17 protein-coding genes and 2 tRNA genes are annotated in these 17,137 nt (G+C 65.3%); 9 read left to right on the top strand and 10 right to left on the bottom strand.

What is annotated here, in order from left to right:
- Positions 1 to 121: 121 nt before the first annotated feature.
- Complete coding sequence (locus PA6_RS15895) at positions 122 to 2,020, top strand: MFS transporter (protein WP_021701961.1); 1,899 nt, start codon at positions 122 to 124, stop codon at positions 2,018 to 2,020.
- Between the two features lie 52 nt (positions 2,021 to 2,072).
- On the opposite strand, the gene sugE is transcribed toward PA6_RS15895, so the two are convergent.
- A complete protein-coding gene (sugE, locus tag PA6_RS15890) occupies positions 2,073 to 2,387 on the bottom strand; it encodes a quaternary ammonium compound efflux SMR transporter SugE (RefSeq protein ID WP_021701960.1) in 315 nt (104 codons plus the stop codon).
- Between the two features lie 164 nt (positions 2,388 to 2,551).
- Positions 2,552 to 3,472 (bottom strand): recombination-associated protein RdgC, encoded by a 921-nt coding sequence (gene rdgC, locus PA6_RS15885; protein WP_021701959.1) that lies wholly within the window; start codon positions 3,470 to 3,472, stop codon positions 2,552 to 2,554.
- Between the two features lie 159 nt (positions 3,473 to 3,631).
- Here rdgC and PA6_RS15880 point away from each other — a divergent pair.
- The 7 genes from PA6_RS15880 (at position 3,632) to PA6_RS15850 (ending at position 6,797) form a co-directional block, all read left to right on the top strand.
- Positions 3,632 to 3,707: transfer RNA gene (locus PA6_RS15880), tRNA-Val, on the top strand.
- Positions 3,708 to 3,727: 20 nt separating this feature from the next.
- Positions 3,728 to 3,804: transfer RNA gene (locus PA6_RS15875), tRNA-Asp, on the top strand.
- A gap of 226 nt (positions 3,805 to 4,030) precedes the next feature.
- A complete protein-coding gene (locus PA6_RS15870) occupies positions 4,031 to 4,747 on the top strand; it encodes an FKBP-type peptidyl-prolyl cis-trans isomerase (RefSeq protein ID WP_021701958.1) in 717 nt (238 codons plus the stop codon).
- Between the two features lie 344 nt (positions 4,748 to 5,091).
- Complete coding sequence (locus PA6_RS15865; protein ID WP_021701957.1) at positions 5,092 to 5,523, top strand: YkvA family protein; 432 nt, start codon at positions 5,092 to 5,094, stop codon at positions 5,521 to 5,523.
- Positions 5,524 to 5,638: 115 nt separating this feature from the next.
- On the top strand, positions 5,639 to 5,956 hold the full coding sequence (locus PA6_RS15860) for a helix-turn-helix domain-containing protein (protein WP_021701956.1): 318 nt from the start codon (positions 5,639 to 5,641) through the stop codon (positions 5,954 to 5,956).
- Positions 5,953 to 6,318, top strand: coding sequence for a hypothetical protein (locus tag PA6_RS15855; protein WP_021701955.1), 366 nt, complete (start codon positions 5,953 to 5,955; stop codon positions 6,316 to 6,318). Before PA6_RS15860 ends, PA6_RS15855 begins: the two co-directional genes overlap by 4 nt.
- Positions 6,318 to 6,797: a hypothetical protein gene (locus PA6_RS15850; protein WP_021701954.1), complete on the top strand. Its 480-nt coding sequence runs from the start codon at positions 6,318 to 6,320 to the stop codon at positions 6,795 to 6,797. The genes PA6_RS15855 and PA6_RS15850 overlap by 1 nt, the downstream gene beginning before the upstream one ends.
- On the opposite strand, the gene PA6_RS15845 is transcribed toward PA6_RS15850, so the two are convergent.
- Positions 6,781 to 8,541, bottom strand: coding sequence for a bifunctional diguanylate cyclase/phosphodiesterase (locus PA6_RS15845; RefSeq protein WP_021701953.1), 1,761 nt, complete (start codon positions 8,539 to 8,541; stop codon positions 6,781 to 6,783). The genes PA6_RS15850 and PA6_RS15845 overlap by 17 nt on opposite strands.
- An 86-nt stretch (positions 8,542 to 8,627) precedes the next feature.
- Entirely contained in the window at positions 8,628 to 10,706 is a 2,079-nt protein-coding gene (locus PA6_RS15840) for a carboxy terminal-processing peptidase (protein ID WP_043216802.1), read from the bottom strand.
- A 154-nt stretch (positions 10,707 to 10,860) separates the two neighbouring features.
- Here PA6_RS15840 and PA6_RS15835 point away from each other — a divergent pair, with 154 nt between their 5' ends.
- Positions 10,861 to 11,823: an NAD(P)H-quinone oxidoreductase gene (locus PA6_RS15835; RefSeq protein ID WP_021701951.1), complete on the top strand. Its 963-nt coding sequence runs from the start codon at positions 10,861 to 10,863 to the stop codon at positions 11,821 to 11,823.
- A 16-nt stretch (positions 11,824 to 11,839) separates the two neighbouring features.
- On the opposite strand, the gene PA6_RS15830 is transcribed toward PA6_RS15835, so the two are convergent.
- Genes PA6_RS15830 through PA6_RS15805 form a run of 6 tightly spaced genes read right to left on the bottom strand, consistent with a single transcriptional unit; the run spans position 11,840 to position 17,060 of the window.
- A complete protein-coding gene (locus PA6_RS15830) occupies positions 11,840 to 12,493 on the bottom strand; it encodes an HAD family hydrolase (RefSeq protein WP_021701950.1) in 654 nt (217 codons plus the stop codon).
- On the bottom strand, positions 12,493 to 13,482 hold the full coding sequence (locus tag PA6_RS15825) for an ABC transporter ATP-binding protein (protein ID WP_021701949.1): 990 nt from the start codon (positions 13,480 to 13,482) through the stop codon (positions 12,493 to 12,495). The genes PA6_RS15830 and PA6_RS15825 overlap by 1 nt, the downstream gene beginning before the upstream one ends.
- 44 nt (positions 13,483 to 13,526) lie before the next feature.
- Complete coding sequence (locus PA6_RS15820) at positions 13,527 to 14,321, bottom strand: ABC transporter permease (RefSeq protein WP_021701948.1); 795 nt, start codon at positions 14,319 to 14,321, stop codon at positions 13,527 to 13,529.
- A complete protein-coding gene (locus tag PA6_RS15815) occupies positions 14,311 to 15,150 on the bottom strand; it encodes an ABC transporter permease (protein ID WP_021701947.1) in 840 nt (279 codons plus the stop codon). Before PA6_RS15815 ends, PA6_RS15820 begins: the two co-directional genes overlap by 11 nt.
- Complete coding sequence (locus tag PA6_RS15810) at positions 15,150 to 15,956, bottom strand: alkaline phosphatase family protein (RefSeq protein ID WP_021701946.1); 807 nt, start codon at positions 15,954 to 15,956, stop codon at positions 15,150 to 15,152. Before PA6_RS15810 ends, PA6_RS15815 begins: the two co-directional genes overlap by 1 nt.
- Positions 15,957 to 16,004: 48 nt before the next feature.
- A complete protein-coding gene (locus PA6_RS15805; RefSeq protein ID WP_021701945.1) occupies positions 16,005 to 17,060 on the bottom strand; it encodes an ABC transporter substrate-binding protein in 1,056 nt (351 codons plus the stop codon).
- Between the last annotated feature and the right edge of the window lie 77 nt (positions 17,061 to 17,137).

The following is a 17,137-nucleotide window of genomic DNA, read 5'->3' as shown; positions in this document are numbered from 1 at the left end:
GCCCCCTCTCCCGGAGGGAGAGGGGAGCTGTGCACGAAAGCCACACGCGGGTGTGGCTTTGCCCGGGGCAGATGCGGTCCAATGCAGGACGGCCGCTCGGCCTCAGACAGGTACAAGGACGATGACCCCGAATTCGCAATTCGCCCTGCTCGGCACCCGGCGCTTCCTGCCGTTCTTCATCACCCAACTGCTCGGCGCGTTCAACGACAATCTGTTCAAGCAGTCGCTGATTCTCGCCATCCTGTTCAAGCTCAGTTTCGAGGTGGACAAGGAGGCCTGGATCAACTTCGCCGACCGCGATCTGCTGGTCAATCTGTGCGCGATGCTGTTCATCCTGCCGTTCTTCCTGTTCTCCGCGCTCGGCGGCCAGTTCGGCGAGAAATTCGCCAAGGACGCGCTGATCCGCCTGATCAAGCTGGCCGAGATCGTGATCATGGCGGTCGGTGCCACCGGCTTCCTGCTGGAGAGCCTGCCGCTGATGCTGCTGGCGCTGTTCGCCATGGGCACCCACTCGGCGCTGTTCGGCCCTGTGAAGTACTCGATACTACCGGCGGCGCTGCGCGAGCAGGAGCTGGTGGGCGGCAATGCCCTGGTGGAGATGGGCACCTTCCTCGCCATCCTCGCCGGCACCATAGGTGCGGGGCTGCTGATGTCCGGCGAGGGCTACCGCCTGGCGGTGGGCATCGCCATAGTCGCCACCGCCGTGGCCGGCTATGTCGCCAGCCGCGGCATCCCGCGTTTCGCCGCGGCGCTGCCGCAGCTGCAGCTGGACTGGAACATCTTCCGCCAGTCCTGGCGGATCATGCACCTGGGCCTCGGCCAGCGCCCGGCGGTGTCGCGCTCGCTGATCGGCAGCTCCTGGTTCTGGTTCCTCGGGGCGATCTACCTGACGCAGATCCCGAATTTCGCCAAGGACCTGCTGCACGGCGACGAGAGCGTGGTGACGCTGATCCTCACCGTGTTCTCGGTGGGTATTGCCCTGGGCTCGATGCTTTGCGAGCGCATGAGCGGGCACAAGGTGGAGATCGGCCTGGTGCCGTTCGGCTCCTTCGGTTTGTCGCTGTTCGGCATCCTGCTGTGGGCCACTTCCAGCAGCTTCCCGCAGGCGAGCGCGGCGCACGACTGGCTTGGCCTGCTGCAGATGGGCGAGGCCTGGTCGGTGCTGGCCTCGATCCTCGGCCTGGGCATCTTCGGCGGTTTCTACATCGTGCCGCTGTACGCGCTGATCCAGTCGCGTACCGAGGAGCATGAGCGGGCGCGGGTGATTGCCGCCAACAACATCCTCAACGCGCTGTTCATGGTGGCTGCGGCCGTGGTGTCGATCCTCTTCCTTAGCGTGGCCAAGCTGAGCATCCCGCAGCTGTTCCTGGCCATCTCGCTGATGAACCTGGCGGTCAACGCCTACATCTTCAAGATCGTGCCCGAATTCACCATGCGCTTCCTCATCTGGATGCTCAGCCACTCGATGTACCGGGTGCGCCACCAGGACCTGGACGTGATCCCGGAGGAGGGCGCGGCGGTGCTGGTGTGCAACCACGTGTCCTTCGTCGATGCGCTGCTGATCGGCGGCGCGGTGCGGCGGCCGGTGCGCTTCGTCATGTACTACAAGATCTACAACCTGCCGGTGCTCAACTTCGTGTTCCGCACCGCCGGTACCGTGCCGATCGCCGGGCGCAACGAGGACCCGGAGGTGTTCGAGCGGGCCTTCGCGCGGATCGCCGAGTACCTGGCGGCGGGCGAGCTGGTGTGCATCTTCCCCGAGGGCAAGCTGACCACCACGGGCGAGATCGACGAGTTCAAGGCCGGGGTCGAGCGCATCCTCGCCGCCAATCCGGTGCCGGTGATTCCGCTGGCGCTGCAGGGGCTGTGGGGCAGCTTCTTCAGTCGGGCGCCGCACAAGGGCCTGTTCAGGCGCTTCTGGTCGCGGGTCAACATCGTCGCCGGTACGCCGCTGCCGGCGGACACCGGTCGGCTGGTCATGCAGGAGCAGGTCTCTCGGTTGCGCGGCGATCAGCGCTGACCCGAGCGAATGAAAAAGCCCGCCGATTGGCGGGCTTTTTTGTTGGGGTCTATCAGTGGCTGAGCTTGAGGCCGATCAGGCCGACGACGATCAGCGCCACGCTGCCCAGGCGCAGCAGCGCCATCGACTCGCCAAACAGGAAAATGCCGGCGATGACCGTGCCGACCGCGCCGACGCCGGTCCAGATCGCATAGGCGGTGCCCAGCGGCAGTTCCTTCATGGCCAGGCCGAGCAGGCCGATGCTGACGATCATCGCCGCGACGGTGAGCAGGGTAGGCAGGGGGCGGGTGAAGCCGTCGGTGTACTTGAGGCCGACAGCCCAGCAGACCTCGAACAGGCCGGCGAGAAACAGAATGATCCAGGACATGGGATGGCTCCTAACAACTGATGGGCGGGCCGTCCCGGATGGTCACTCGGATGGAGCGGCGAGGTCGTCCTCGCGTTGTTCGCTATTTTGCACAGTGAACTGCACAGGGCAAGTCCGTGGGGACGAACGAGCCCTGGCAAAGGTTACCGGAGTTGTCCGGCTGGTCAGATACCTTCCGGCACCTCTTCGCCGCCAAAGGCCTCGAACAGGGCCGGCAGGAAGTCGGTGAAGGTCAGCATCATCAGGGTGAAGCTGGCGTCCAGCTGGCCGAGCGCCTCGTCACCGCCATCCTGGGCGGCCTGGTCCTGCAGCAGATCCTCGAAGCGCAGGCGCTTGACGGTCATCTTGTCGTCCAGTACGAAGGACAGCTTGTCCTGCCAGGCCAGGGACAGCTGGGTGACCAGCTTGCCGGAGGACAGGTGCAGCTGGATTTCCTCGCTGGTCAGGTCTTGGCGCTTGCAGCGCACCACGCCGCCGTCCTCGCTGGTATCGCGCAGCTCGCACTCGTCGAGGACGAAGAAGTCCGGCGCGGCGGTCTGGGCCTTGACCCAGTCGGTGAGGGTGGCGGTCGGCGCCATCTTCACGGTCAGCGGGCGTACCGGCAGCGAGCCGATGGCTTCGCGCAGGGTGGACAGCAGGTCTTCGGCCTTCTTGGCACTGGCGCTGTCGACCAGGATCAGGCCGAGCTTGGGCGCGATGGCGGCGAAGGTGCTGGAGCGGCGGATGAAGGCGCGCGGCAGGAAGCTCATGACGATCTCGTCCTTGAGCTGGTCGCGTTCCTTCTTGTAGACCTTGCGCATCTGCTGCGCTTCGATCTCGTCGACCTTGTCCTTCAGGGCGTCGCGCACCACGCTGCCCGGCAGGATGCGTTCTTCCTTGCGCGCGGCGATCAGCAGGAAGTCACCGCTGACATGCACCAGCGGCGCATCGCCACCCTTGCCGAACGGGGCCATGAAGCCGTAGGTGGTCAGCTCCTGGCTGGCGCAGGGGCGCGCGGCCTTGGCGGCCAGCGCCGCTTCCAGGGTTTCGGCGTCGAAGGGCACGTCCTGGGTCAGGCGATAAACAAGCAGGTTGCGGAACCACATGAGGGAGACACTCCTTGAACACGAAGCGCGCATTATTCTCTGCCGGCCTCGATTGGCCAACCCGAAGCTAAGCCTTTGGAACTGCTCGAAAATTTTTTTCAAAAAAGGCTTGCCAAGGTAAAAGCTCATCCCTAGAATGCGCACCACTTCGAGAGCGAAGGGTGATTAGCTCAGCCGGGAGAGCATCTGCCTTACAAGCAGAGGGTCGGCGGTTCGATCCCGTCATCACCCACCATCTCGCTCACGGGGTTACGCGCAGCGGTAGTTCAGTCGGTTAGAATACCGGCCTGTCACGCCGGGGGTCGCGGGTTCGAGTCCCGTCCGCTGCGCCATATATAAAGCCTTGGTTAGACTGAAGACCAGGCTTGAAGAAAACGACCGAATGGTCGTTTTTTTTTGCCCGCCTTTTATGGATCTCGGCTGCCGCATCGCAATGATGTCCGGCGCGCTGAACTTATCTGCCTTTCACAGTTCCTACAGTGCCGTAGCCAGTGCTCGCCGCAGGCTGCTAAGCTCGCGCTCTCTTTCTGCCCCTCGTGGCGCTAACAAGGAACAAGCATGAAACAACATCGTCTTGCTGCGGCGGTTGCCCTGGTCGGCCTGGTTCTGGCCGGTTGCGATGCTCAGACCAGCGAAGTGGAACTCAAGACCCCGGCGCAGAAGGCCTCCTATGGTATCGGCCTGAACATGGGCAAGAGCCTGTCGCAGGAAGGCCTGGATGATCTGGATTCCAAGGCCGTGGCCATGGGCATCGAAGACGCCATCGGCAAGAAAGAGCAGAAACTGAAGGACGAGGAGCTGGCCGAGGCCTTCGCCTTCCTGCAGAAGCGTTCCGAGGAGCGCATGGCCAAGCTCAACGAGGAGTCGGCCCAGGCCGGTAAGAAGTTCCTCGAGGAGAACGGCAAGAAGGACGGCGTGAAGACCACCGAGTCCGGTCTGCAGTATGAAGTGGTGAAGAAGACCGAAGGCGCCCAGCCCAAGGCCACCGACGTGGTGACCGTGCACTACGAGGGCAAGCTGATCGACGGTACCGTATTCGACAGCTCGATCCAGCGCGGCAGCCCGATCGATCTGCCGGTCAGCGGCGTGATTCCGGGTTGGGTTGAAGGTCTGCAGCTGATGCACGTCGGCGAGAAGTACAAGCTGTACATCCCCAGCGAGCTGGCCTACGGCGCCCAGAGCCCGAGCCCGGCGATTCCGGCCAACTCGGTGCTGGTGTTCGATCTGGAACTGCTGGCCATCAAGGACCAGAAAGAAGAAGCCGCTGCTCAGTAAGACGCCGCGCAATCGATGCAAACGCCCCGCTCGCCGGGGCGTTTTCATTTGTGCGACTTGTCGGTCTGAATGAAGGGGGATCGGCGGCTGGTGTTACGCTTATGCACATTGGGCCGGTTACCTGCCCCGGGTTGACCGTTACCGCGTTTCCTGAGCAATGCTCGTATCATAACTGCATGATTTATAAGCATTTTTGCTCGTGAACAAAAAATGCCCGATCTGTCTCGGGGCCCTGTGGGACGGGCGTTTGAAGCGTTATCAAGAGAACTGTTCACAAGGTTATCCACAGCTTTGGTGGATAACCCTGGCAGCCCAGTCGTGGTGAGGGATAGAGGAGTACGGGCATGAATTCGTCCTGGGGTGGTGCGCGTTACCTGACGATGGCAAGGCGTTTGCTCGAGAGTGGTCGACTGCCCGGTTTGCTGCGCGCAGTGGCGGAGAAGGGCGAGCGCAATGCCCGTTTCGCCCGGGTACGCGATGACCTGAACCTGCTGCTGGGGTTGTGTGCCGCCTGGTGGCGTGGCGAGTACCGCGCCGTGGGGCGCCAGGCGCTGCTCTCGGTGGTGGCGGCGCTGCTGTACTTCCTGGCGCCGCTGGACATGGTCCCGGACTGGCTGCCGGGTGCGGGCTTGCTTGACGATCTCGCCGTGCTGGCCTGGGTGATGCGCACCTGGGCTGCGGAACTGGATGCCTATCGGGCCTGGCGCGAGGCGCGGCCGGCGGAGCAGCTGAAGCAGGCGGAGGCGCTGCCGCGCAGCGACGAGGAGGTGCGCTGATGCCGGGCCACTCTTGTCTGGCGAGTCAGTATGGGTCACCCTCTGCCCATGGGCGGATGAGCGCCAGCAAGGGAAGTGCCGAGTGTTTCGGCATTGTTTTCCACGGAGAGCTGTAATGAGTGTGCAAGTGATCAGGCGCGATGGGCAGCCCGAATACGCCGTGCTGCCCTGGGCCGAGTACCAGGCCCTGTTGAGCGCCGCCGGCCAGGTGCAGGCCGCCGCCGCACCGGCCCCTGCGAGCGTTTCGCCGTTAGACCAGCTGGTCAGCCTGCGTGAGGCCAAGGGGCTGTCCCAGGCCGATCTGGCCCGCGCGGTGGGCATCAGCCCGCACTATCTGGGCCTGTTCGAATCCGGCGAGCGCGTACCGGAAGGCGCCATCCTGCGCTCGCTGGGGCGCGTGCTGGGAGTGAGTGACTGGGAGCAGTCCTCTTGAGCGTGCGTATCCACCGGCAACACTGGCAGGCGCTGCTGGGCGAGCTGGAGGATGCCCGGCGCCAGCGTCACCTGCTGACCTACCGTGCCCTGGTCGAGCGCCTGCAGCTGCCGACGCCGGCCATGCAGACCCTGACTGCCGCCCTGGAACACCTGGCGGCCCTCGATGCGCGTGCCGAGCGCCCACTGCGCAGCGCTCTGGTGATCAGCCAGGGCGCCAGCCGCCTGCCGCGTACTGGCTTCTTCGAGTGTGTGACGCGGCTCGGGCGCTTCTCCGGTCCGTCCGACGGTATCGCGGCGGCTTCCTGGCATGCCGCCGAGGTGGCGCGGGTGTTCGAGTTCAGTTACCCCGAGGAGGCCTGATGCTCTGGCCTGTGCGAGCGCGACTGGGCTACTGGCTGGCACGCCGCCTGTTCCACTGGCGCTGGTTGTTACAACAGCCGCGCGCCTGGGCCTGGATGCAGGGGCAGTACGCGCGCATGGCCGCGCTGGGGCATGTGCCGGCGCAGAGTTTCTACGGTCATATCCTGCTGTTCCGCGGCCATGGCTTCGGGGCGCGCGAAGAGGGTCTGCGGCTGTTGCGCCTGGCTGCCCAGGGCGGTGACGGCAAGGCCGCCTACCAGGTGGGCGTGCAGGTGCTGGCAGGCGACAGTCGTCAGGCTGCGGATGCCGCCGAGGCGGCGCGCTGGTGGGCGGTGGCAGCCGATGCCGGCCACCCGCTGGCTGCCCAGCGCTTGAGCCAGCTGTATCGCGAGGGTGGCCCGGGCCTGGTTGCCGATGCCGGGCAGGCCGAGCGTTTTGCCCATCGTGCCGAACAGCTGGGGCTCAGGCCGAAAGGCTGAGCGTATCCAGAATGTGCAGGCTGTAGCCGGGCACGGCCTTGGCCTGGCGTTTGGCCTCCGAGGCCAGGCCGGCCAGTTGCGCGGCGTCCAGCTGGGCGCAGCTCTGCGGGTGCAGCTGCACGACACCGATCGACAGTGACAGCAGGGCAAACTCCTCGCGCTTGCCCTGGCGGTTGTGGCTGACGAAGCAGCCGGCCTGCAGGTGTTCCTCGCGGTAGAAGCGCCGGCACTGGGCCTGGAAGTCTTCCTGCAGCTGGTTGAGCCGCTCGCGCCAGGTATCGGGGCCCAGCACCAGGAGAAAGTCGTCGCCACCGATATGGCCGACGAAGTCGCGGCTGGGATCGACCCGCTCGTTCAGGCATTGCGCCAGGCACAGCAGCACCTCGTCGCCGCGGGCATAGCCGTACAGGTCGTTGAACGGCTTGAAGCTGTCGATATCCACGTAGCACACCACCGACTCGCGGCCCTGTTGCAGCAGGCGGGCGAGGCATTGCTGGATCGGTACGTTGCCCGGCAGCAGGGTCAGCGGGTTGGCGTGTCGGGCCTGCTGGATCTTCAGCTCGGTGATCAGCTTGAGCACGTCGATCACCCGGCCCAGCCCGCAGTAGCGGCCCTGGCGAGTGATGATGAAGTCTTCCTCCATGCGTTGCTGCGCGCGGCTGGTGAGCAGGCGGCTGACCTGCTGCAGCGAATGGCCGATGTCCACGGCGAGAAAGTCGCTGCTCATCAGCCGGCTGATCGGCTTGCGCGCGAACAGGTCGGTGGCGAAGGGCTTGAGCAGAGCGTCGGACAGCGAATGGCGATGGACGATGCCGACCGGCTGCTGCCTGTCATCCAGCACCGCCAGGGAGTTGAGGTTGGCCTGGGCGCGAAAGGCTTCCAGCACCATGGCGATGGGGGTGTCCTGGGGTACTGCCTGTTGTTCGTTGAGCAGCGCGCAGAGGTCACCGCTGTCCTCGCCGAGTGCCGGAGCCAGGTTGTCCAGGCGCGGCAGCAGCTTCTGCGCGTCACGCGGTGGCTGCTCCTGAGGGCGACACAGCAGGTAACCCTGGACCAGGTCGACACCCATCTCGATCAGGGTCGCCAGTTCTTCCGCCAGCTCGATACCCTCGGCGATCACCTGGGCGCGCGAGGCCCTGGCCATCTTCAGGATCGAACCGACGAACTCGCGCTTCACCGCGTCCTGGTGGATGCCGTCGATGAAGTGGCGGTCGATCTTCACGTAGTCCGGGCGCAGTTCGGACCACAGACGTAGGCTGGAGTAGCCGGCGCCGAGGTCATCCAGGGCGATGGAGAAGCCCATGGCGCGGTAGTGGTGCAGGGCTGTGTCGAGCAGGCCGAAGTCTTCGATCGGGGCCTGTTCGGTGAGTTCGATCACCACCTGATCCGGGGGGATGCCGACGTCCTGCAACAGCTTGAGCGTGCGCCCGGGCTGGTGGCTGGATTCGAGCAGCGACTCCGGCGAGACGTTGAGAAACAGCTTGCCGCTCAGTTGCTGGCCGCGGAAGTGGCGGCAGGCGCTCTTGCGTGCCAGCAGCTCCAGTTCGCTCAGGCGGCCGACATTGCGTGCCACGCTGAACAGCGCCAGCGGCGCGTGCAGCGGGCTGTTGGAGGGGCCACGGGTCAGCGCTTCGTAGCCGAGGATGCGCCGCTCGGAGAGGCTGACGATGGGCTGGAACAGGCTATGCAAGTCGCCGTGAGCGAGGATGGATTCCAGCGCGCTCAACTGCTCGGTGACGGTCATGGGCGTCTCGTTCTGCGGAATGAAAAAGGGCCGGTATCGCTACCGGCCCCTCTGTTTCACGACAGTTCGATGACTGTTTGATTACGTCAGTGCTTGGCGACGGTCGCTTCCAGGCCCAGGTAGTCGAGCAGGATGTGCCCGCTCTCGGTCAGGTAGGCGTCGTCTTCCGGCTTGGTTTTCTCCGGTTCCGCCGGCGCGGCATCCTCGTCCTCTGCCTTGATTTCCTTGAGCAGCTCCTCGCCCTTGGCCTGGCGCTTGGCGTTCTCAAGGCTCAGTTGACGCTTCTCGATATCCGCATGCTGGGCGCGGCGCTTGTCCTCGTTGAGGCTGACGCTGGTCTCGGCCATCAGCTCCTGGGCCAGCGCCAGGCGCTCGCGGGTGAAGACGAAATCCGGGTTGCCGGAGGTGCGCGATTGGTGGCGGGCCTTGAGTTCGGCCAGGAAAGGCTTGTAGGGATTGCTGTCCGGGCGTACGGCCGGCTTGATGCTGTCCCAGGGCATGGCCTCGGGCAGGGCGCTCTCACCGATTTCCTTGGTGTCGACGATGTCCGGGTAGGCAATGTCTGGCAGCACGCCCTGGTGCTGGGTGCTCTGTCCGGAGACGCGATAGAACTTGGCCAGGGTCAGCTTCAGCTCGCCATGGTTGAGCGGCTGGATGGTCTGCACCGTGCCCTTGCCGAAGGTCTGGCCACCGAGGATCAGCGCGCGGTGGTAGTCCTGCATGGCGCCGGCGAAGATCTCCGAGGCGGACGCCGAGAGACGGTCTACCAGCACGGCCAGCGGGCCGTCGTAGAACACGCCGGGCTCTTCGTCGGCCAGTACGTCGACGCGGCCGTCGCTGTTGCGCACCAGCACGGTCGGGCCCTGGTCGATGAACAGGCCGGTCAGCTCGGTGGCTTCCTGCAGGGAGCCGCCGCCGTTGTCGCGCAGGTCGATGACCACGCCGTCGACTTTCTCCTGCTTCAGCTCACCCAGCAGGCGTTTCACGTCGCGGGTGGTGCTCTTGTAGTTGGGGTCCTGGGCGCGGTAGGCCTTGAAGTCCAGATAGAAGGCCGGGACCTTGATCACGCCGAGCTTGTAGTCGCGTCCCTCGTGCTGCAGCTTGAGCACCGATTTCTGCGCCGCCTGCTCCTCCAGCTTGACCGCCTCGCGGATGATGCTGACCACCTTGCTGGTCTGGTCGCTCGGCGCATTGCTGGCCGGGATCACTTCCAGGCGCACCTTGGAGCCCTTGGGCCCGCGGATCAGCTTGACCACTTCGTCCAGGCGCCAGCCGATCACGTCGACCATTTCCTTGTCGCCCTGGGCTACGCCAACGATCTTGTCGGCAGGCGCGATCAGCTTGCTCTTCTCGGCCGGGCCGGCCGGCACCAGGCGCACTACCTTGACGTATTCGTTGTCGGTCTGCAGCACGGCGCCGATGCCTTCCAGCGACAGGCTCATGTTGATGTCGAAGTTCTCCGCGTTGTCCGGGGAGAGGTAGTTGGTGTGCGGGTCGTAGGTCTGCGCGAAGGCGTTGATATAGGCCTGGAACACGTCCTCGCCGCGGGTCTGCTCGAGACGCTTGCGCTGGTTCTTGTAGCGCTTCTGCAGCAGGCTCTGGATGTCCTTGCTGTCTTTGCCGGCCAGTTTCAGACGCAGCACTTCGTCTTTCACGCGCTTGCGCCAGAGATCGTCCAGCTCGGCCTGGTTCTTGGCCCAGGGGGCTTTCTCGCGGTCGACCAGCAGGCTCTCGTCGAGGCTGAAATCGATCTTGTCGACGCCTTCGGCGAGCAGGGCGTCGACCTGGTCGAGACGCTCTTCGGCACGCTGCAGGTAGGTGCGGTAGATGATGAAGCCGGGTTCCAGATCGCCGCTCTTGAGCAGGTCGTCGAATTTTTTCTGCCAGCGGTCGAACTGGGCGATATCGGCGGCGGTGAAGTAGCTGCGCGCCGGATCGAGCATCTTCAGGTAGCCCTCGTAGATCTTCGCCGAACGGGCGTCATCCAGCGGGGGCTTGTTGTAGTGGTGGCGCTTGAGCAGCTCGACCACATTGAGGCTGGCGATCACCTGTTCGCGGTCTGGCTGCAGGTAGGCCCAGTTCTCCGCGGCGGCCTTGGCGGCAGCGGGCAGGGAGTGCAGGCCGAGAAGCAGGGCCAGGGCGGTAGCGGGGAGGAATCTCTGCATGGTGGTTCGACGCGAAGGCAGGTGATAACGCATATTAGGCCGTCTGGTAGGGCGCCGGTTCCGTGGGAGCCGGGCGGCAGAATGCAAAAACCCGACGGTAGGCGCAAAGCCGCATGCTGTCTATTGCCGGGGTCTCACTCACTATGGAGGCAGCATGAAGGCATTGCAAGGCATCGAGGGGCAGCTGGAGTGGGCGCAGCGGGCGGTTCCTGCCTGCGATGTGGGGCAGGTCCGCATTCGCGTGGCCGCCGCCGGCCTCAACCGTGCCGACCTGCTGCAGCGGGCCGGGCATTACCCGCCACCACCGGGCGCCAGCGATATTCTCGGCCTGGAGTGCTCGGGGGTGGTGATCGAGGTCGGTGCCGGCAGTGCCTGGCAGGTCGGTGACCGAGTCTGTGCCCTGCTGGCCGGTGGCGGCATGGCCGAGGAAGTGGTGGTGGACGCCCGCCATTGCCTGCCGGTACCCGAGGGCTTGTCGCTGGCCGAAGCGGCGGCTCTGCCGGAGGTGTACGCCACCGCCTGGCTCAACCTGTTCCAGCTGGCCGCGCTCAAGCCCGGCGAGAAAGTGTTGCTGCACGCCGGTGCCAGCGGCGTCGGTTCGGCGGCGATCCAGCTGTGCAAGGCGTTCGGCAATCCCTGCTGGGTCAGCGTCGGCTCGGCCGAGCGCCTGGCCTATTGCGTGGGGCTCGGTGCCCAGGGCGGTGCGATTCGCGGCGAGGCGCTGGAGAGCCTGCGCGACTTCGGGCCTTTCGATGTGATTCTCGACCCGGTGGGGGCCAGTTACGCCGAGCTCAACCTGCAGCTGCTGGCCCGCGACGGCCGCTGGGTGTGTATCGGCCTGATGGGCGGCAGCAAGGCGCCGCTGGACATGGCGCTGCTGCTCGGCAAGCGCATCCAGCTGACCGGCTCGACCCTGCGCAACCGCGATGAGCAGTTCAAGGCCGAGCTGCTGGCCGATCTGCAGCGCCAGGTCTGGCCGCTGTTTGCCGAGGGCCGCCTCAAGCCGCAGCTGGAGCAGGTCTACCCGGCCAAGGACGTGGATGCCGCCTTCGCCGCGCTGGCCAGCAACCAGGTGGCCGGCAAGTTGGTGCTGCAGCTCGACGCGAGCCTGGCCTGAGCCGGCTCGCGCGCTGTCAGTGCCAGGCGAGGATGTCCCAGCCGGCCTGCTCGGCGTGAGCGCGCAGGGTCGGGTCCGGGTTGACCGCATGGGGATGCGGCACCTGCAGCAGCAGCGGCAGGTCGTTGCGCGAGTCGGAGTAGAAATGCGCACCGTCCAGGCTCTCGCTTTCGGCTTCTAGCCAGGCGGCGAGGCGGGTGACCTTGCCTTCGCGGTAGGTCAGTACGCCGCTGGTCTTGCCGCTGTAGCAGCCGTGCTGCAGCTCGCAGTCGATAGCCAGGACTTCCTCGACGCCCAGGCGTTCGCCGATGGCGCTGACCAGGAAATGTGCCGAGGCGGAGATGATCAGCAGGCGGTCGCCGGCCGCACGGTGAGCGGCCAGGCAGCGCATGGCGTCGCTGTAGATGATCGGCTCGATCACGTCTTCGACGAAGGGGCCGACGATGAACTCGACTTCCTCCGGCGTGCGTCCCACCAGCGGCGACAGGGTGTAGGCCATGTAATCCTCCATGGCCAGCTTGCCCTGGGAATAGAGCGCCATCAGTTCCTGCTCGCGGGCGAGGAAGGACTCGCCGTCGACCCACTGGATGTCGGCCATGTGCTGCGCCCACAGCGAGGCGCAGTCGCCGTGGATCAGGGTTTCGTCGAGGTCGAAGATCGCCAGGGCCATCACGCCACCTCCCGGATCGCGTTGGCGTCGATGGACAGGCCGATGCACTGGCCCTTGCCGATCAGCGAGCCTTCCGAGCGGTTGAGCACGTCCACCAGCAGCTCCACGCCGTTGGCCTGCACCCGGTAGCGGATCACGTTGCCGAGCAGGCTGTGGCCGAGCACTTCGGCGGCGATGGCGCCGCTGTCTTCCAGGCGGATGGACTCGGGGCGGATGGCGATGCGCTGGTGCACCGGGCGCAGCAGCAGGCGGCTGGCGGCATCGGCGTCGAGCAGGTTGTAGTTGCCGATAAAACCGGCGGCGAAGGCGTCGACCGGCGCGGTGTAGAGGGACTCGGCATCGCCGCTCTGGACGATCTTGCCGGCATTCATCAGGAAGATGCGGTCGCTCATGGTCAGCGCCTCCTCCTGGTCATGGGTGACGAAGATGGTGGTCAGGCCCAGTTCCTGCTGGATGGCGCGGATCTGCTCGCGCAGGTGCTTGCGGATGCGTGCATCCAGCGCCGACAGCGGCTCGTCGAGCAGCAGCAGGCGCGGGCGGGTGACCAGCGAGCGGGCCAGGGCCACACGCTGGCACTGGCCGCCGGAAAGCTGGTGCGGGTAGCGCGCGGCGTAGTCGTGCAGCTCCACCAGGCGCAGCACCTCGTCGACGCGCTGGGCGGTCTCGTCCTTGCCGACCTTCTGCATGCGCAGGCCGAAGGCGACGTTCTGCTGCACGGTCATGTTGGGGAACAGCGCGTAGCTCTGGAACACCATGCCGATGCCGCGCTTCTGCGGCGACAGCGGCACCAGGTCCTGGTCGCCCAGGAGGATCTGCCCGCCATCGACCTCGGTGAGGCCGGCGATGCAGCGCAGCAGGGTGGACTTGCCGCAGCCGGAAGGGCCGAGCAGGGTGACGAATTCGCCTTTTTCGATCTCGCAGTGGATGTCGCTGAAGATCGGGGTGGCGCCGTAGCTTTTGTGCAGGCTGCGGATACTCAGGTAACTCATGAAGGTGTCCTTGTAGGCTTCGACTCGCTGCGCTCGCGCGCAGCCTACGGTTTGTCCTTGTTCAGGCGGGTGGCCGCCCAGGTGAAGAGCAATACGAAGAAGAAATAGGAAATGACCAGCGCGCTGTTGAAGTGGCCGCTGCTGTTGCGCATGTTGTTCAGGTACACCTGCAGGGTTTCGTAGCGGGTACCGACCAGCAGGTTGGCGAACACGAACTCGCCGAACAGGAAGCTGAAGGAAAGGAACAGCGAGACCATCAGGCCGTTGCGCAGGTTGGGCAGCACCACCAGGAAGGCGGCCTTCCAGGTGCTGGCGCCGAGCAGGTGGGCGGCGTCCATCAGGTCGCGCAGGTTGATCGCCTGCAGGTTGTTAGTGATGGCGCGGTACATGAACGGCAGGGCCACGGTGAAGTAGCAGCCGATCAGGATCCACGGCGTGCCGACCATCGCCAGCGGCCCGGAACCGTAGACCTGCAGCAGGCCCACCGAGGACACCACCGGCGGCACTGCAAAGGGCAACAGGATGAGGATGTTCATCACCCCGTCCAGCTTGGGGAAGTGGTAGTGCACCACGAACAGCAGCGGCAGGATCAGCACCACCGCCAACAGCAGCGCACCCAGGCACACCAGCAGCGACTGGCCGAAGGCGGCGAGGAAGCGCGCGTCGCTCCACAGCGCCAGGTACCACTTGAAGGTCAGACCATCCGGCAGGATGGTCGCCGACCAGCTGGTGGACAGCGAGTAGAGCAGGGTGGCCGCCAGCGGCAGCAGCAGGATCAGGAACAGCAGCCAAACCACCACGCGGTGGTAGAGGGCGGCGGGTTTGTTTTCAGCGCGCATCGTGATAGCTCCTGCGCAGCAGCCACTGGTGCACCACGGTGATCAGCGCCATCAGGCCGACCAGCACCATGGCCAGGGCGCTGGCCAGGTTGGGGTCGAGGCTGATGTCGCCGGCCACCAGGCCGGCGATACGGATCGGCATCACGTTGAAGTTGCCGGTGGTCAGGTAATAAACGGTGGCGTAGGCGCCGAGGGCGTTGGCCAGCAGGATGACGAAGGTGCCGAGCAGCGCCGGGGTCAGCACCGGCAGGCCGATATGCCGCCAGAAGTCCCAGCTGCCGGCGCCGAGCAGTTGCGCCGACTCGCGCCAGTCCTGGCGTAGGGCGTCGAAGGCCGGGTAGAGCAGCAGCACGCCCAGGGGAATCTGGAAGTAGGTGTAGAGCACGATCAGGCCGGTCTTGGAGTACAGGTTGAAGTCGTCGATCACGCCGGCCTGCTTGAGCAGCAGGGTCAGTGCGCCGTTGAAGCCGAGCAGGATGATGAAGGCGAAGGCCAGTGGCACACCGGCGAAGTTGCTGGTCATGTTGGAGAAGGCCATGACGAAGTCGCGCAGCTTCGAGTCCACCTGGCGCAGCGAGTAGCTGCCGAGGATGGCGATGACGATGCCGAACAGGCTCGACCAGAAGGCGATCTGCAGGCTGTGCTTGATCGCCTGCAGGTAGAACTTCGAGGAGAAGATCTTGCTGAAATTGGCCAGGCTCCAGCTGTCGCCGACGATCAGGCTGTTGATCGCCACCCACAGCAGCGGGGCGACCTGGAAGGCGAAGAAGAACACGGCGAAGGGCAGTAGGCACAGCAGGGCCAGCCACTTGCCGCGAAGAGCGGACATCACTTGAGCAGTTCCTTGCACAGGGGTTTGTCGTGGGCGGCGCCGAGCAGCGCGCAGATGGTGCCGCACAGCTCGATCTGCCGGGGGCGGGCGTTGGCGTCGAGGCTGAAGGCCTCGCCCAGCACCAGCAGCGGGACCTCGCGCTCCTCGGCCAGCAGGCCGTTGTGCGAGCGGTCGTTATTCATGCCGTGGTCGGCGGTCACCAGCACCTGGTAGCCGGCGTCGAGCCAGCCCTGCAGGTAGTCGGCGAGGATCACGTCGGCGCGCCGCGCGGCGTTGCGGTATTGCGGCGAATCCAGGCCATAACCATGGCCGGCGTCGTCGATGTTCATCGGGTGCACCAGCAGGAAGTCCGGCGAATGTTTCAGGCGCAGGCTCTCGGCGTCGGCGAACAGGTGCGAGTCCGGGTAGTGGTCGGCGTAGTAGAAGTGGCCGTGCTGGATCGGCAGGGCCGCATCGCTGGTGTGGCGGTCGCGGGCGGCGACGAAGGGCGCGCGGTTATACAGCTCGCTCATCCAGTGATAGGCCGCGGCGGCGGTGGTCAGGCCGGCGTCACGGGCATAGTGGAAGATGCTGCGCTCCTTGGACAGGCGCACCACGTCGTTGTGCACCACGCCGCTGTCGATCGGCGCAACGCCGGTCATGATGCATTCGTAGAGCGGGCGCGACAGCGCCGGCAGTTCGCATTCGAGCCGGTACAGCGCGGCGCGGCCGGCGGCGCAGTAGGCCTGCAGATGGCCCAGGGCATGCCGGGCGACCTCGTAGTTGAGACCGTCGAGCACGACCAGAATGACTTTGTGCGGCATCGGGAATTCCTTGGCGAGAGCGGGGCCCGTGCGGGCCCCGCATCGCGGTCACTGCATTTCGATGATCACGTTTTCCTGCCACAGCTGCGGCAGGGCCTTGGACGTGGTTTCCCAGGCGGCGGCATCCTTGATCGGCTGGACCTTGGCGTACTGCTCGTTGGGCAGCAGCTTGGCCTGCACTTCCGGCGGCAGGGTCAGGTGCTCGGCGCGGATCGGCCGGGCATTGCCCTTGGCCAGGTTGATCTGGCCGGCGTCGGAGAGGATGTACTCGCGGGCCAGCTTGGCCGCGTTCGGGTGCTTGGCGTACTTGTTGATGATGGTGGTGTAGCCGGAGATCACCGAACCGTCGGACGGGATCAGCACCTCGAAGCGGCTCGGGTCGATCTGGTCGCGGTAGGACAGGCCATTGAAGTCCCATACCACGCCGACTTCCACTTCGCCTTTTTCCAGGGTCTGGATGGTCGGATTGGACAGCGACAGGCGGCCCTGCTTGGCGATCTCGGCGAAGAAGTCCAGGCCCGGCTGGATGTTCTTCTCGTCACCGCCGTTGGCGATGGCGGCGGCCAGCACGCCGTTGACGGCCTGGGCGGCGGCGCTGACGTCACCGATGGCGACCTTGTACTTGCCTTCCTTGAGGTCGGCCCAGGACTTCGGCGGCTCCTTGACCAGCTGCTTGTTGACGATGAAGGCGATGGAGCCGGTGTAGGCCAGCATCCAGTGGCCATCGGCGTCCTTGGCCCAGGCCGGGATCTGCTCCCAGGTGCTCGGCTTGTAGGGCTGGGTCACGCCCTTTTGCACCGCGATGGGGCCGAAGGCGGCGCCGACGTCGCCGATGTCGGCGGTGGCGTTGTCCTTCTCGGCGTCGAACTTGGCGATCTCCTGGGCCGAGCTCATGTCGGTGTCCATGTGCTTGAGGCCGTACAGCTTGTTCAGGTCAGCCCAGGTGTCCTTCCAGTTGGCCCAGCTGTCGGGCATGCCGACGCTGTTGACTTCGCCCTCTGCGCGGGCGGCTTGTTCCAGTGCTTTCAAGTCCTCGTTGGCCATGGCCTGGTTACCCAGAACAATGGCCGATCCCATCAGTGAAGCCAGCAGCAGGCGTTTCATTGTGAAGCTCCTTAGCAGGGTGAAAGTTTGGTCTAGATCAGCAAGACCCAGGCCAAATCTAGAGGCTTTGTATGACG

It is taken from the genome of Aquipseudomonas alcaligenes NBRC 14159 (assembly GCF_000467105.1).
GTDB classification, from domain to species: Bacteria; Pseudomonadota; Gammaproteobacteria; order Pseudomonadales; family Pseudomonadaceae; genus Aquipseudomonas; species Aquipseudomonas alcaligenes.
The sequence above is the reverse complement of the archived record's forward strand: the minus strand, read 5'-3'. Positions and strand labels throughout refer to the sequence as shown.